At 62.7% G+C, this 13,413-nt stretch carries 10 protein-coding genes and 3 tRNA genes; 5 read left to right on the top strand and 8 right to left on the bottom strand.

All coding sequences use genetic code 11. The annotated features are described in order from the left end of the window. Positions 1–236, top strand: a 236-nt coding sequence (locus G557_RS0107405; RefSeq protein ID WP_028245544.1) for an integrase core domain-containing protein, incomplete at its 5' end; no start/stop codon positions are given. Between the two features lie 316 nt (positions 237–552). Here the strand turns inward: G557_RS0107405 and G557_RS0107400 are convergent. From G557_RS0107400 to zapE, 5 genes are all read right to left on the bottom strand, one after another. Next, positions 553–629: transfer RNA gene (locus G557_RS0107400), tRNA-Val, on the bottom strand. 61 nt (positions 630–690) lie between these two features. Beyond that, positions 691–761 (bottom strand) — tRNA-Cys (locus G557_RS0107395). A gap of 121 nt (positions 762–882) precedes the next feature. Continuing rightward, positions 883–955 (bottom strand) — tRNA-Gly (locus tag G557_RS0107390). Positions 956–1,287: 332 nt separating this feature from the next. Beyond that, positions 1,288–2,550, bottom strand: a complete 1,263-nt coding sequence (locus G557_RS0107385; RefSeq protein WP_028245543.1) for an ammonium transporter — start codon at positions 2,548–2,550, stop codon at positions 1,288–1,290. Between the two features lie 185 nt (positions 2,551–2,735). Continuing rightward, the gene (gene zapE / locus G557_RS0107380) at positions 2,736–3,779 is read right to left on the bottom strand and encodes a cell division protein ZapE (RefSeq protein WP_028245542.1); all 1,044 of its coding nucleotides are present in this window, start codon (positions 3,777–3,779) and stop codon (positions 2,736–2,738) included. A gap of 207 nt (positions 3,780–3,986) precedes the next feature. Between zapE and G557_RS0107375 the strand changes: the two genes are divergently transcribed. Further along, positions 3,987–4,892, top strand: a complete 906-nt coding sequence (locus G557_RS0107375) for a sulfurtransferase (RefSeq protein ID WP_028245541.1) — start codon at positions 3,987–3,989, stop codon at positions 4,890–4,892. A gap of 98 nt (positions 4,893–4,990) precedes the next feature. Continuing rightward, positions 4,991–5,446: a SufE family protein gene (locus tag G557_RS0107370; protein WP_028245540.1), complete on the top strand. Its 456-nt coding sequence runs from the start codon at positions 4,991–4,993 to the stop codon at positions 5,444–5,446. 29 nt (positions 5,447–5,475) lie between these two features. On the opposite strand, the gene G557_RS0107365 is transcribed toward G557_RS0107370, so the two are convergent. Continuing rightward, the gene (locus G557_RS0107365; protein ID WP_028245539.1) at positions 5,476–6,702 is read right to left on the bottom strand and encodes an alpha/beta hydrolase family protein; all 1,227 of its coding nucleotides are present in this window, start codon (positions 6,700–6,702) and stop codon (positions 5,476–5,478) included. 99 nt (positions 6,703–6,801) lie between these two features. Between G557_RS0107365 and G557_RS14135 the strand changes: the two genes are divergently transcribed. Together G557_RS14135 and G557_RS0107355 are read left to right on the top strand one after the other, a co-directional pair. After that, positions 6,802–7,407, top strand: coding sequence for a DUF3000 family protein (locus tag G557_RS14135; protein WP_036961819.1), 606 nt, complete (start codon positions 6,802–6,804; stop codon positions 7,405–7,407). Next, complete coding sequence (locus tag G557_RS0107355; RefSeq protein WP_084627066.1) at positions 7,404–8,630, top strand: HRDC domain-containing protein; 1,227 nt, start codon at positions 7,404–7,406, stop codon at positions 8,628–8,630. The genes G557_RS14135 and G557_RS0107355 overlap by 4 nt, the downstream gene beginning before the upstream one ends. Here the strand turns inward: G557_RS0107355 and dxs are convergent. Together dxs and acnA are read right to left on the bottom strand one after the other, a co-directional pair. Beyond that, positions 8,627–10,585, bottom strand: coding sequence for a 1-deoxy-D-xylulose-5-phosphate synthase (gene dxs / locus G557_RS12325; RefSeq protein WP_084627065.1), 1,959 nt, complete (start codon positions 10,583–10,585; stop codon positions 8,627–8,629). The two genes, G557_RS0107355 and dxs, sit on opposite strands and share 4 nt — an antisense overlap. A gap of 124 nt (positions 10,586–10,709) precedes the next feature. Continuing rightward, positions 10,710–13,397 carry an aconitate hydratase AcnA gene (acnA, locus tag G557_RS0107345; RefSeq protein WP_028245537.1) on the bottom strand — a complete coding sequence of 896 codons (2,688 nt, stop codon included), beginning with the start codon at positions 13,395–13,397 and terminating at the stop codon, positions 10,710–10,712. Positions 13,398–13,413 lie beyond the last annotated feature (16 nt).

Below are 13,413 nucleotides of genomic sequence, written 5' to 3'. Positions count from 1 at the left end.
CCTACGATAACGCGCTGATGGAGACGATCAACGGGCTCTACAAAGCCGAGTGCATCCGCACGACCGTGTTCCACGACGGCCCGTACAAGACGATCGCCGACGTCGAATACGCGACCTCCGGATGGGTCGACTGGTACAACAACCGGCGACTCCACGATAGTCTCGGAATGGTCACCCCGACAGAGTTCGAGGCGACCTACTACGCGGCCCTCATACGAGAGCCGCACCCCGCATAGAAGCGGCACCAAACCCCGAGCGCTTCACCATCGAATGGTTCCTCACCCTGCACGAACTCCCGCTCGAACAAGCCCTCGACCTCGCCCGACCAGAAACCAAACCCACCCAACAACACCAAGCCGACGAACCAATCGGACCCAAGCTCTACGACACAGCACTCAACCCCGAAGAAGGACTCTGGCAACGATCAGGATGGGCCGGACGAAGCTGACACACCCGACCCCATCCACTCTTTCTGGCCGATAACCCCGATAACCCACGATGCGCACTGGCGATGAGCAATAAGAAAGCCCCCGGCATACCGGGGGCTTTCTTTGGTGGGCGATAGCAGACTTGAACTGCTGACCTCTTCCGTGTCAGGGAAGCGCGCTACCAGACTGCGCCAATCGCCCTCGCTCGCGTGAACGAGTCACCGACCGAAGCCGGCTGGGTTCTCATCGAAACAAGAACTCGAGGTGGAGACGGGAGTCGAACCCGCGTATACGGCTTTGCAGGCCGCTGCCTCGCCACTCGGCCACTCCACCATGCCTGTGTTCATATGCGAACATATGAAACGGCCCCTGGAAGGAGGCCAATGGCGGCTCGTTGTGCAATGTTGCTGAGAGGCTGAACCTGCTCTTCTCGATTGCTCTGACGAACTCTCCGAGCGGATGACGAGATTCGAACTCGCGACCCCCACCATGGCAAGGTGGTGCTCTACCAACTGAGCCACATCCGCGTGCGCCTTGCGGCGACTCGATTACTTTAGCGTACCCTTCCGGCAGAATGCAAATCGAGATGGGTAAGGCGCTGTTTCGGACATCCATACTGTGGCAACCGCGATATATGCATCGTGCGGCATGAGCTCTGGTCAGCCCGATTGGGCTGTCTGGTGCGGTCGTATACGGGCTTGAGCGGCCTCCAGCCAGGCTGCTCGCGCGTCATGAACGGGTCGGCGCCGCAGTGCAGGCACATTCTCGCTCACAGGTGCAAATCCAATCGCGCAGAAAAATGGGGTGCGGATGCCGCCCAGAACGGCATCCGCACCCCGGAGGGACGCTGAGTCCACGATCAGCTCTGCAGCACGTATCCCTCCTCGCCGTGCACCCGCAGGTCGATGCCGGCGAGCTCATCCTCTTCGGAGACGCGGAACCCGATGGTCTTCTCGATGATGAGACCGACGATCAGGGCGACTACGAAGGAGTAGACGGCCACGGAGATGGCGGCGAGGAACTGAACGATCAGCTGCTCGAAGTTGCCACCGGTGAACAGGCCGGTATCCGTGGCGAAGAAGCCGAGCCACAGGGTGCCGATGAAGCCACCCACGAGGTGCACGCCGACGACGTCGAGCGAGTCATCGTAGCCCAGCTTGTATTTCAGGTTGACTGCGACCGAGCAGACCGCGCCGGTGACCAAGCCGAGCACGATGGCCCACAGCGGGGTCAGGTTCGCACAGGCGGGAGTGATCGCGACGAGGCCGGCGACGATGCCTGAAGAGGCACCGGTTGCGGTGACGTAGCCCTTGGTGAGCTTGTCGAGGAAGACCCAGCCGAGCAGTGCGCCGGCTGTGGCGATCAGCGTGTTGATGGTGATCAGGCCGATGCCGTCAAGGGTCTCAGTGCTGGCCGCAGCGCCACCGTTGAAGCCGAACCAGCCGAAGAACAGGATCGAAGCGCCGAGCACAACCAGCGGTACGCTGGCCGGGCGGCCGAGTTTCTCGCGGTTCGGGAAGCCGATGCGCTTGCCCAGCACGATGGCCAGCGCGAGTGCAGCAGCACCGGCGTTGATGTGCACAGCAGTTCCACCTGCATAGTCAATGGTGGTCGTCGAGAAACCGAGGTTGTTGCCCAGAGCGCCGATCCAGCCAGTGGGGCCATCGTCGTCGAGGCCCCAGACCCAGCCGGCGACCGGGAAGTACACCAGGGTTGCCCACACGGCAGCGAAGATCATCCACGAGCCGAACTTGGCGCGATCGACGACGGCACCCGAGATCAGCGCGACAGTAATGATCGCGAAGGTGGCGCCGAAGGCGACGCCGGCGAGACCGGTGTTCGCATCCTCGCCCGTGGCCAGCGACTGCAGGCCGAAGTCAGAGAACGGATCGCCCACGAAGCCGGGGATCCAGTTGCCCTCGCCTGCCGTGACATTCGTCATGTTGAAGCCATAGAGCGCCCAAAGCACGCCAATGAGGCCAATGGCGCCCAAGTTGAGCAGCAGCATGTTGACGATGCTCTTAGAGCGGGCGAGCCCGCCGTAGAAGAACGCCACACCTGGCGTCATGAACAGCACTAATGCGGTAGCGGCGATATACCACGCCAATTGACCCGAATCCATGGACTTGTTCCTTTCTCAAGTGCAGTGAGACTGCACTGTGAGGCGGGAACCGTGGATTCCCGTCTCACGCCTGCGGTATTTGAGATTCAGGATGCCAGCGGAAGATTTCGGGAAGCGCGCGCTGAGATTGCGGTGATGTTACAAGAACAGGTGGCATGTTTCGAACATGTGACATGCCGCCACGGCTATGCGGTCGGGAGCGTGTCGAATCGGTCGTGCGCGAGTGAGGTGAGCGCGTCGAGACGCGAGACGCAGCGCAGGTACTTCTTGCGGTACCCGCCGTCGAGCATCTCTTGCGAGAACACCGAGGTCAGTGGCAGGCCAGCGGCTGCGATGGGAATCTCTTCGTCGTAGATGCGGTCGACCAGAGCCACCAGCCGAAGTGCGTCATCCTGCGCCGACAGCCTGCCTACGCCCGACCAGACGAACAGGTCAGCGCTGCGGGCCAGCGCGAAGTACTGCACCGGGTGCAGAGTCGAGATGTGTTTGATGACCTCGGCGAAGGTGTCGACAGAGACGCGCACATCGGTGGATGCCTCGGCAGTGACCAGCGAATCGAGCGTTTCGGGCTGCCAGGGTCGTGCCTCGCTGTCGATGTCGCGGCGTCGGTAGTCTTCGCCATCGATGCGCAGTGCGGTGAAGATGCTGGAGAGCGCCTGAATCTCGCGCAGGAAGTCGTAGGCCGCGAAACGCCCCTCCCCCAGTGCATTCGGCGGAGTGTTGGAGGTGGCGACGATCGAAGTGCCCGTTTTGGCCAATTCGGTGAGCAGTCTGGTCATGATCATGGTGTCGCCGGGATCATCGAGTTCGAATTCGTCGATGCACAACAGGGTGTAGCCACGCAGCTTCGCCACGGCCTGCTCGAACCCCAATGCGCCCACGAGCGATGTGTACTCAAGGAAGGTGCCGAAAGCTTTGGGCTGTGGAGCAATGTTCCACAACGCCGCAAGCAGATGAGACTTGCCCACACCGAAGCCACCGTCGAGGTAGATGCCGCTGGCCTGACTGCTGGCCTTGGGGCGGCGCGAGAACAGACCACGCCGTTTCATGCCGCCCCAACGATCTGAGAAGGTTCGCAGCGCATCGACTGCCTCTTGTTGCGACGGGTACTCCGGATTCGTGCGATATGACTCGAACGAGACTTCGCGGAACAGCTTGGGCGGCACCAGGTTGGCGACGAGAGCGTCGGGATCGAGGTTCGGGTGGACGTCGACGAGATGCGAGATCATTCGTGGTTCCTCTCGGCAGGCTGGCAGCGTGCGCGGTCGGCCGAGGCCGTGCAGGTCACCGCGGGCACAGTCAGCGGTGACCGAACTCACTGTAGTGGAACATCTGAAGAAATGTTGCACCGCGCCGGATGTACCCCGTTTGAGTGCGCTAGATTCGTGGCAACGAGGCCCTCGCCAGAGAGCCGTAATATCACGGAGGACTAACGAATGACCGTCGAACTCGACACCACAGACCCCACCACTGCAGCCTATGCACATCCCGAGCGCCTCGTCACCACTCAGTGGCTGGCCGATCATCTTGGCACCCCGGGCCTCGTCGTCGTCGAGAGCGACGAAGACGTGCTGCTCTATGAGACCGGGCACATCCCCGGCGCCGTCAAGATCGACTGGCACACCGATCTGAACGACCCGGTTGTGCGCGACTACGTCGACGGTGAGGGCTTTGCCAAACTCCTGAGCAAAAAAGGCATCAACCGCGACGACACCGTGGTGATCTACGGCGACAAGAACAACTGGTGGGCTGCATACGCTCTGTGGGTGTTCACCCTCTTCGGCCACAAAGACGTGCGCCTGCTCAACGGCGGCCGCGCGAAGTGGCTGGCTGAGGGGCGCGAGGTCACCAAAGAGGTGCCGCAGCCGACGGCAACCGATTACCCAGTGGTCGAACGCGACGATGCCCCCATCCGTGCGTATCGCGACGACGTGCTGAAGGCGTTGGGCAGCGAAGAGCTCGTCGACGTGCGTTCGGTGCCTGAATACGTCGGTGAGCGCACCACCGCCCCCGACTACCCTGAAGAGTCGTCGCTGCGCGCCGGTCACATCCCCACCGCGCGCAATGTGCCATGGGCCAAGGCGGTGGCCGAAGACGGCACGTTCAAGCCCGCCGATCAGCTCAAGGCCATCTACCAAGACGAGGCCGGCCTCAAAGAGGGCGACACCATCGTGGCCTACTGCCGTATCGGTGAGCGTTCGAGCCACACCTGGTTCGTGCTGAAGTACCTGCTTGGCTACGACAACGTGCGCAACTACGACGGCTCCTGGACCGAATGGGGTTCGAGCGTGCGTGTGCCGGTCGTCGCCGGCGAGGCTCGTGGCGAATACGCCAAGGCCTGAGCCTGACCGAGGAGTCACGAAAAGCGGCAGGAGCCCAGCGCTCCTGCCGTTTTTTCTGCTCACTGGGGTGCGCGTGCGCAGTCACTAGACTCGACCATATGACTGAAGCATCTGAGAAGTTCGCACTCCCCGACTCTCTGGCGACCATCGCCGAGGATTTCAACGCTCTGAGCGAGCCCGACCGACTGCAGCTGTTGCTCGAGTTCTCTGAAGAGCTGCCCGAACTGCCCGAAAAATATGCAGACCACCCGGGGCTGCTTGAGTCGGTGCCGGAGTGCCAGTCTCCGGTGTTCTTGGTGGTCGATCTCGACGGCGATATCGTGCACCCGCATGTGCAGGCTCCGCGCGAAGCGCCGACCACTCGCGGCTTCGCCTCGATTCTCGTGCAGGGCCTCGACGGGTTGACTGCTGAGCAAGTGCTTGCAGTTCCGGGCGACTATCCCAGCACCCTTGGCCTGACCCGGGCGGTGTCGCTGTTGCGGCTGAACGGCATGACCGGCATTCTTGCCCGCATCAAAGGTCAGGTGCGTCGAAAGCAGCGCTTGGGCATCTGATTAGTGCCTGCTGCACTGGCAGCGAAGCCTCAGGATCGCTTGAAACGTGCGTCGAGCCAATCCCGCGCGCTCGACTCCCAGAGTTGCTGATCGTGGTTCCAGAGTTTGCAGTGACGGGCGGTCTTGAACGGCACGAATGTCACGATATCTGGCCGTGCCGCAGCAAGCTCACGCGAAGGCCCTGACGGTACGAAACCGTCGTCGTCGCTGTGCAGCAGCAGGATGGGCTTCTTGAGCTCGCCGGCTCGAGCCACCCAGTTGAGCGTGGCAAGATCGATCGGCTCATCGAGGCCGGTCGCGACTTTGCCCCAAGAACGACCGAGCAACTGCAAGGCGAATTGGCGCACCGGTACTGGCACGTGCGAGGCATCGGACTGATATGCCAGTGCATCACCCCAGTCGACAACTGGAGAGTCGAGCAGCAACCCCGCGATGCGCCGAGCGTGCCGGGTGCGCGCCTGGGTCTGCAGCACAATCGCTCCGCCCATCGACCAGCCGGCCAGCACGATTCGCCTAGCGCCGCGGCTGATTGCAAAGTCGATTGCGGCCTCAACATCCTCCCACTCGGTGTCGCCGAGTGAGTAACGGTTGTCGGTGCTCGGAGTGGCCTCTCCGTCGTTGCGATACGAAACCACCAACGAGTTGGCCTGAGCCTGCTGCACCACCGCAAGGCCGCGGATGACCTCAGCGCGGGCCGATGCGCGGCCGTGCACATGGATGACCCAGTCGGTTGACGGCTCGGCTGCCGGCACCAGCCATGCCGGGTTGGGGCCCAGCGGGCCGTCGATGACCACGTTCTCGTAGTCGAAGCCTGCCCCTTCAGGGGTCAGCCAGACCCAGCCGTTGATGCGCCCGCGGCGCACCGTGCCGTCGAGCTCGCCGAAGTCGACGCGTTCGACGCGCCGGGTAATGCTGTCCCAGGTCTGATCGACGATGGCCCCGATGACGGCGTGCCCGCGCCCTTCGTCGAACCAGAAGCTATAGATGCCGGGTTCGCCGGCCATTTTGGCCTCGGGCGAGGCAGCCAGAGTAATGAGGAGCCCGTCGGCATCAGACCACACCGCCTGCACCCGGACGTCTTCTGGGCGTCGCTTCGGCGGGGACACTACAGTCTTGGCCAGCAGCGCACTGGCAGCCACGCCAGCAGCGGCAACGGTTGCCGCAGCACCGGTGACGCCGGCGATCACGCCAAGCAGCGAGACACCGTGCTCTGCGCGGCGGGGGGCCTCGGATCGGTTGTCTCTGCGTTCGGGCATTTCGCTCCTCTCGAGGTGTCAGCTGGCCAGACGTCGACAAATGCACATGCACGGCGAGCCTCAACGCTGACGGTCGTTTCTCATTTTAGTCTGCTTCTCGTGACCGATCCCCGCGCAGCGCACCAGACCAGCGATGAGTTCGCTCGCGTTCTGCGCGAGTTCGCTGAGGTGCGGCATCGCTCGGACATCACACTCGAGCGCATCGAGGCTCCTTCGCATCTTGCGCCCGAGGCGGTGGCGTTCTCGATCGAGATCGACTCTGCCGGGCGGCATGTGCACTCGCGTGCCAGCGCCCGGTTCGTGATGCTGCACAACCCCGATGCTCCCGAAGCCTGGGATTCTCCGTTGCGTGTGATCGTCTTCGTCAAAGCGCCGCTCGAAAGCGACCTCGGGCTCGATCCCTTCGTGGCCAGTGTGGTGTGGTCGTGGCTCGAAGATGCGCTGCACGCGCACAAGACTCGCTTTCACGCCATTTCAGGCACCGTAACCAAGACCATCAACGCGGGTTTCGGCGCGCTGAGCACTCAGACCGACGGCACCGAGATCGAACTCCGCGCCTCTTGGTCGGCTGAACCTGGCACGCCAATGCTCCCCCATCTGCTCGCCTGGATCGACTTGGTCGCCGAAGCGGCGAGCCTCCCGCCGGTTCCTGGCGAGATCTCTGTACTGCTGCCGACCATCGGCGCAGGATTGGGCGCAAGATGAACATCCAAAGCAATGAGTCACACCTCGTGGTGGCGCCGCCCTCGGGCGATCCTCTCGTGGTCGACACGGCAGGGCACTTTGAGACGGCACTCGACTGGCTGTCGAGTGAGTCTGGGCCAGTCGCTGTCGACACTGAGCGGGCGTCAGGCTTTCGATATCGGCAGAGTGCGTACCTCGTGCAGCTGCGCCGAGGAGACGCCCCCGCCGTGCTGGTCGATCCGGTTGCCTTCGATCAGAGCGCGTTCGATGAGTTGCAGAGCGTCATCGGATCGACCGAGTGGATTCTTCACGCAGCCACCCAAGATCTACCCTCACTCAACGAGTTGGGGCTGCAGCCTGAGCGACTGTTCGACACTGAACTCGCGGCGAGGCTGCTCAACCTGCCACACGTCGGGCTGGGCGGTCTGCTCGACGATCTGTTGGGCATCCATCTCAAAAAAGAGCACTCGGCTGCAGACTGGTCACGCCGACCGCTGCCTGGCGACTGGCTCGCGTACGCAGCCCTTGATGTCGAATACCTCGACGTTCTGCGCACTCGGCTGATCGAGCTGCTCGACGAACAGTGCAAGCTCTCCTTCGCCCATGAAGAGTTCGACGCTGAGCTCGGTTTCACCCCGAAACCTGCGCCTGAAGAGCCATGGCGCAAAACGCACGGCCTTTCGTCAGTTCGCACACCGGCCCAGCTCAAGATTGTGCGTGAGCTCTGGCGAGAACGTGACGAGATCGCCCGTTCCCGCGACCTCTCGCCGCATCGACTCATTCCTGATCGTGCCATCATTGCCGCAGCCACCACAAAGGTGCGCAACTCCCAAGAGCTGCTCGCGCTCAAAGACTTCAACGGTCGGGCTGCTGGCACGCAGCTGCGGCACTGGTGGGCAGCTGTGCAGCGCGGGCGGTCAACCGACGAACCGATCAGTCTGCGTGCACCATCCACCGGCATTCCAGGTCATCGAACGTGGCCGTCACGGCATCCTGAAGCGCATGAGCGACTCGAAGCGCTGAAGTCGGCTGCCACAGCGGTGGCCGACGAACATGATTTGCCTCGCGAAAATCTCGTCGCACCGCAGGCACTGCGCGATCTGGCCTGGCAGCTTGACGGCCCGGTGGATGCTCAGACGGTTCGCAGCGCATTGGTCGCCTCAGGCGCGCGCGAGTGGCAGATCCAGCTGTTCGCACCGGCTGCGGTGCACGCTCTGGAGTCTGCGGGGCAAGAACCGAACTAGAGTTCGGCAGCTGAGGAGTCGTCGTCGGTCTGATGCTGGTTGATGACGTCGGCCGCATACGTGCTCGCTCGCCATCGTAATACCTCGGCAACGACATCAGCAGTCAGCGACTGGGCATCGAGCCCGACCTGCTCGATGAGCTGCTCGCGTGAGGCGTGTGGCAGAAACTCGTCTGGCACTCCGCGCACGAGCACGGGAGTCGTTACACCTGCATCGCACAGACGCTGCTGCACCCTTGAGCCGACTCCACCGGTGACCACGCCGTCTTCGAGAGTCATCACCACGGCATGTGTGGCAGCCAAGTCAACCACTGAGTCGGCTACCGGAATCACCCAGCGAGGATCGATGACAGTGGTTTTGATGCCTTGGGCATCTAGGCGAGATGCCACGTCAAGCGCGGTGCTCGCCATTGCACCGACTGCCACGATGAGCACCTCACGTTCAGCTGACTGACGGAGCACGTCGACACCGTCATCACGGCGAAGCATTGCAGGAATGTCTGGACCCACGGCGCCTTTGGGATAACGCAGTGCAGTCGGAGCGTTGCTGACATCGAGAGCCTCGGCGAGCTCTTCGCGCAGGCGCGACGCATCACGTGGTGCGGCGATGCGCATGCCGGGCACCATCTGCAGCGCGGCGAGATCCCATTGGCCGTTGTGGCTGGCGCCGTCGGGGCCGGTGATGCCTGCGCGATCGAGCACAAAGGTGACGCCGACATGGTGCAACGCAACGTCCATGAGTACCTGATCGAAAGCACGGTTGAGGAATGTCGCATAGACGGCAATGACTGGGTGCAGGCCACCGAATGCTAGGCCTGCGGCCGAGGCGACTGCGTGTTCTTCGGCGATGCCCACATCGATCACGCGATCGGGAAACTCTTGGGCCATCGCATCGAGCCCGACGGGAATGCGCATGGCCGCGGTGATGCCTACAACCTCAGGCCGGCGACGTGCCTGAGCCAGAATCTCGTCAGAGAAGACGGCGGTCCAGCTGACGGTGCGTACGGAGGCGATGGGGCGACCAGTGTCGGGGTCGATGCGACCGATGGCGTGAAACTGGTCGGCGACGTCGGCGCGTGCAGGTTCATAGCCGCGCCCCTTCTGGGTGATCACGTGCACAATGACGGGGTGCCCGAAGCGGCGAGCCTGGCGAAAGGCGATCTCGAGGGCGCTGATATCGTGGCCGTCTACCGGGCCGATGTATTTGATGTCGAGGTTCGAGAATAGTGCGTAGTCTTCGTTGGTCTGCGCGCGCAGCAAACCGTACAGGCCGCCGCGCACCGTATTGAACAGAAAGCGTCCGGGTTTGCCCATGCGATAGAAGAAGCGACGGCTGGCCTTGTACGCACGGTCATACCCTGCGTGGGTGCGAATCTCGTTCATATAGCGCGCCATGCCCCCGATGGTGGGAGCATACGAACGACCATTGTCGTTGACCACGATGACCAAGCGTCGATCATTGTCTTCGGAGATGTTGTTGATGGCCTCCCAAGCCATGCCCCCGGTCAGCGCGCCGTCGCCGATGACCGCAGCGACGGTACGGTTACCCTCCCCCCGAAGAGTCAGCGCCCGTGAGATGCCATCCGCCCATGAGAGCGAAGAAGAGGCGTGTGAACTCTCGACGATGTCGTGTGCTGATTCGCTGCGCTGCGGATAGCCAGCGAGACCACTGCGGCTGCGCAGGCCGGAGAAATCGTGGCGGCCGGTAAGCAGCTTGTGCACGTACGACTGATGACCGGTATCGAAGACGATGGGATCACTCGGCGATTTGAATACCCGGTGCAGTGCGATGGTCAGCTCGACCACGCCCAAGTTGGGCCCAAGATGCCCGCCGGTCTGCGATACCTCTGTGATGAGAAACTCGCGAATCTCGCCGGCGAGCTGCTCAAGTTCGGCGTGGCTCAAGTCGTCGAGGTCACGCGGCGAATGGATGCCCGGAAGCAGCTCGTCGCTCATGTCGCGTCCTTCCCGCTCGGCTGGTGGTCTGTGCCACAGCGCATGAGCGATACCTCATCAATGATACGGCGAGACCCGCCACACACACGGTGTGACGGGTCTCGATCGTGGTGGTGCCTAGAGATCAGGCTGCAGCCAGCTGGCGCAGCACGTACTGCAGAATGCCGCCGTTGCGGTAGTAGTGAGCTTCACCGGGTGTGTCGATGCGCACCACGGCGTCGAAGGTCACCGGCTGCTTGCCCTCAGGCGAGAACTCGCTCGGACGTGCGGTCACCTTCAGAGTGGCCGGGGTCTCGCCCTCGTTGAGTGCCTCGATGCCTTCGATGTCGAAGATCTCGGTGCCATCGATGCCCAGCGACTCGTAGCTCTCGCCCGCCGGGAACTGCAGCGGCACAACGCCCATGCCGATGAGGTTCGAACGGTGGATTCGCTCGAAGCTCTCAGCGATGACCGCCTTGACGCCCAGCAGACGGGTGCCCTTGGCAGCCCAGTCACGGCTTGAGCCGGTGCCGTACTCTTTGCCGGCCAGCACAACCAACGGAGTGTTCTCTGCCTGGTAGTGCTCGGCCGCGTCGAAGATGAACGACTGTGGGCCGCCCTCAACGGTGAAGTCGCGGGTGTAGCCACCCTCAACGCCGTCGAGCAGCAGGTTCTTCAGACGGATGTTCGCGAAGGTGCCGCGAATCATCACCTCGTGGTTGCCACGACGCGAACCCAGCGAGTTGAAGCTGCGACGGTCGACGCCCTTGCTCAGCAGGTACTTGCCTGCAGGAGTGTCTGCCTTGATCGATCCGGCCGGCGAGATGTGGTCGGTGGTGACCGAATCGCCCAGCTTGGCGAGCACACGAGCCCCGTGGATGTCTTGCACGGGTGAGGGCTCCAGGGTGAGGCCGTCGAAGTACGGGGGGTTGCGCACGTAGGTGGAGTCGTCGTCCCACTCGAAGATCTTGCCTTCGGGGGTGGGCAGGCTGCGCCACTTCTCGTCACCGTCGAACACCGAAGCGTACTTCGAGGCGAACATATCGCGGTCGATCGACGAGTCGATGGTCTCCTGCACTTCTTCAGCGGTCGGCCAGATGTCGCGCAGGAACACGTCGTTGCCGTCCGCGTCTTGGCCGAGAGCCTGGGTCTCGAAGTCGAAGTCCATGGTGCCGGCCAGTGCGTAAGCGATGACCAACGGCGGGCTTGCCAGGTAGTTCATCTTGACGTCAGGGCTGATGCGCCCCTCGAAGTTGCGGTTGCCTGAGAGCACTGCCGTGACGGCCAGATCGTTCTCGTTGATTGCCTCACTGATGGGCTCCGGCAGAGGGCCGGTGTTGCCGATGCAGACGGTGCAGCCGTAACCGGTGGTGTAGAAGCCGACCTGCTCAAGGTAGGGAGTCAGACCCGCCTTGTCGTAGTAATCGGTGACGACCTTTGAACCCGGAGCCAGCGACGTCTTGACCCAGGGCTTCTGGTGCAGACCCTTCTCGACAGCCTTTTTGGCGACCAGACCGGCAGCGATCATCACTGAGGGGTTCGAGGTGTTGGTGCATGACGTGATCGCGGCCACCGCGACGGCGCCATTCTTCAGGTCGAAGTCTTGGCCGGCATACGAGACCGGAGCCTGATCTTTGCCCGTGGCGTAGGTCGGCAGTGCCTTCTCGAACGCAGCCTTCGACTCGCTGAGCTCAATGCGGTCTTGCGGGCGCTTCGGGCCAGCGATCGAAGGAACGACGGTCGAGAGGTCGAGCTCAAGGTACTCGCTGAAGTGCGGCTCGTGCGACGGATCGTGCCACAGCCCCTGCTCTTTGGCGTAGGCCTCGACGAGCGCCAGCCGCTCCTCGCTGCGGCCGGTCAGGCGCAGGTAGTCGATGGTCACGTCGTCGATTGGGAAGATTGCGGCGGTCGAACCGAACTCGGGGCTCATGTTGCCGATCGTGGCGCGGTTGGCCAGCGGCACGCTGGCAACACCCTCGCCGTAGAACTCGACGAACTTGCCGACCACGCCGTGCTGACGAAGCATCTCGGTGATGGTGAGCACCACGTCGGTGGCGGTCACGCCAGCGGGAATCTCACCCTTGAGCTTGAAACCGACGACGCGCGGGATCAGCATCGAGACAGGTTGGCCGAGCATGGCGGCCTCTGCCTCGATACCGCCGACGCCCCAGCCCAGCACGCCAATGCCGTTGACCATGGTGGTGTGTGAGTCGGTGCCGACACAGGTGTCGGGGTAGGCCTGAATGGTGCCATCAGGCAGCTTGTTGTCGAAGACCACGCGAGCGAGGTATTCGATATTCACCTGGTGGATGATGCCGGTGCCCGGCGGCACCACCTTGAAGTTGTCGAAGGCCTGCTGACCCCAACGGAGGAACTGGTAGCGCTCACCATTGCGCTCGTATTCGATCTCGACGTTGCGCTGCACGGCATCGGACTGTCCGAAGACGTCGACGATGACGGAGTGGTCAATCACGAGCTCTGCCGGTACCAAGGGATTGATCTTGGTTGGATCGGCACCGAGCTTCTTCGCGGCGTCGCGGATGGCGGTCAGGTCGACGACACAGGGAACGCCAGTGAAGTCCTGCATGACCACGCGAGCCGGCGAGAACTGAATCTCGGTGCTCGGTTCAGCGTTGGGATCCCAGTTGCCCAGCGCATTGATGTGGTCGGCAGTGATGTTGGCACCGTCTTCGGTGCGCAGAAGGTTCTCAAGCAGAACTTTCAGGCTGAACGGAAGCACCTCATGACCGGGGACCTTGTCCAACCGGTAGATCTCGTAGTCCTGGCCACCGACGGTCAGTGTGTCACGGGCACCGAAACTGTTTACGGACATGCTGCCCCTCTCATCA

This window comes from Pseudoclavibacter soli DSM 23366, assembly GCF_000423505.1.
GTDB classification, from domain to species: Bacteria; Actinomycetota; Actinomycetes; order Actinomycetales; family Microbacteriaceae; genus Pseudoclavibacter_A; species Pseudoclavibacter_A soli.
The sequence above is the reverse complement of the archived record's forward strand: the minus strand, read 5'-3'. Positions and strand labels throughout refer to the sequence as shown.

What these genes read in the sequence shown, in the direction of transcription:
- G557_RS0107385 (WP_028245543.1), bottom strand. Translation starts at nt 2,550, where the DNA reads ATGGATTCGGGTCAATTGGCGTGGTATATCGCCGCTACCGCATTAGTG.
- zapE (WP_028245542.1), bottom strand. Translation starts at nt 3,779, where the DNA reads ATGATCTCGCATCTCGTCGACGTCCACCCGAACCTCGATCCCGACGCT.
- G557_RS0107375 (WP_028245541.1), top strand. Translation starts at nt 3,987, where the DNA reads ATGACCGTCGAACTCGACACCACAGACCCCACCACTGCAGCCTATGCA.
- G557_RS0107370 (WP_028245540.1), top strand. Translation starts at nt 4,991, where the DNA reads ATGACTGAAGCATCTGAGAAGTTCGCACTCCCCGACTCTCTGGCGACC.
- G557_RS0107365 (WP_028245539.1), bottom strand. Translation starts at nt 6,702, where the DNA reads ATGCCCGAACGCAGAGACAACCGATCCGAGGCCCCCCGCCGCGCAGAG.
- G557_RS0107355 (WP_084627066.1), top strand. Translation starts at nt 7,404, where the DNA reads ATGAACATCCAAAGCAATGAGTCACACCTCGTGGTGGCGCCGCCCTCG.
- dxs (WP_084627065.1), bottom strand. Translation starts at nt 10,585, where the DNA reads ATGAGCGACGAGCTGCTTCCGGGCATCCATTCGCCGCGTGACCTCGAC.
- acnA (WP_028245537.1), bottom strand. Translation starts at nt 13,397, where the DNA reads ATGTCCGTAAACAGTTTCGGTGCCCGTGACACACTGACCGTCGGTGGC.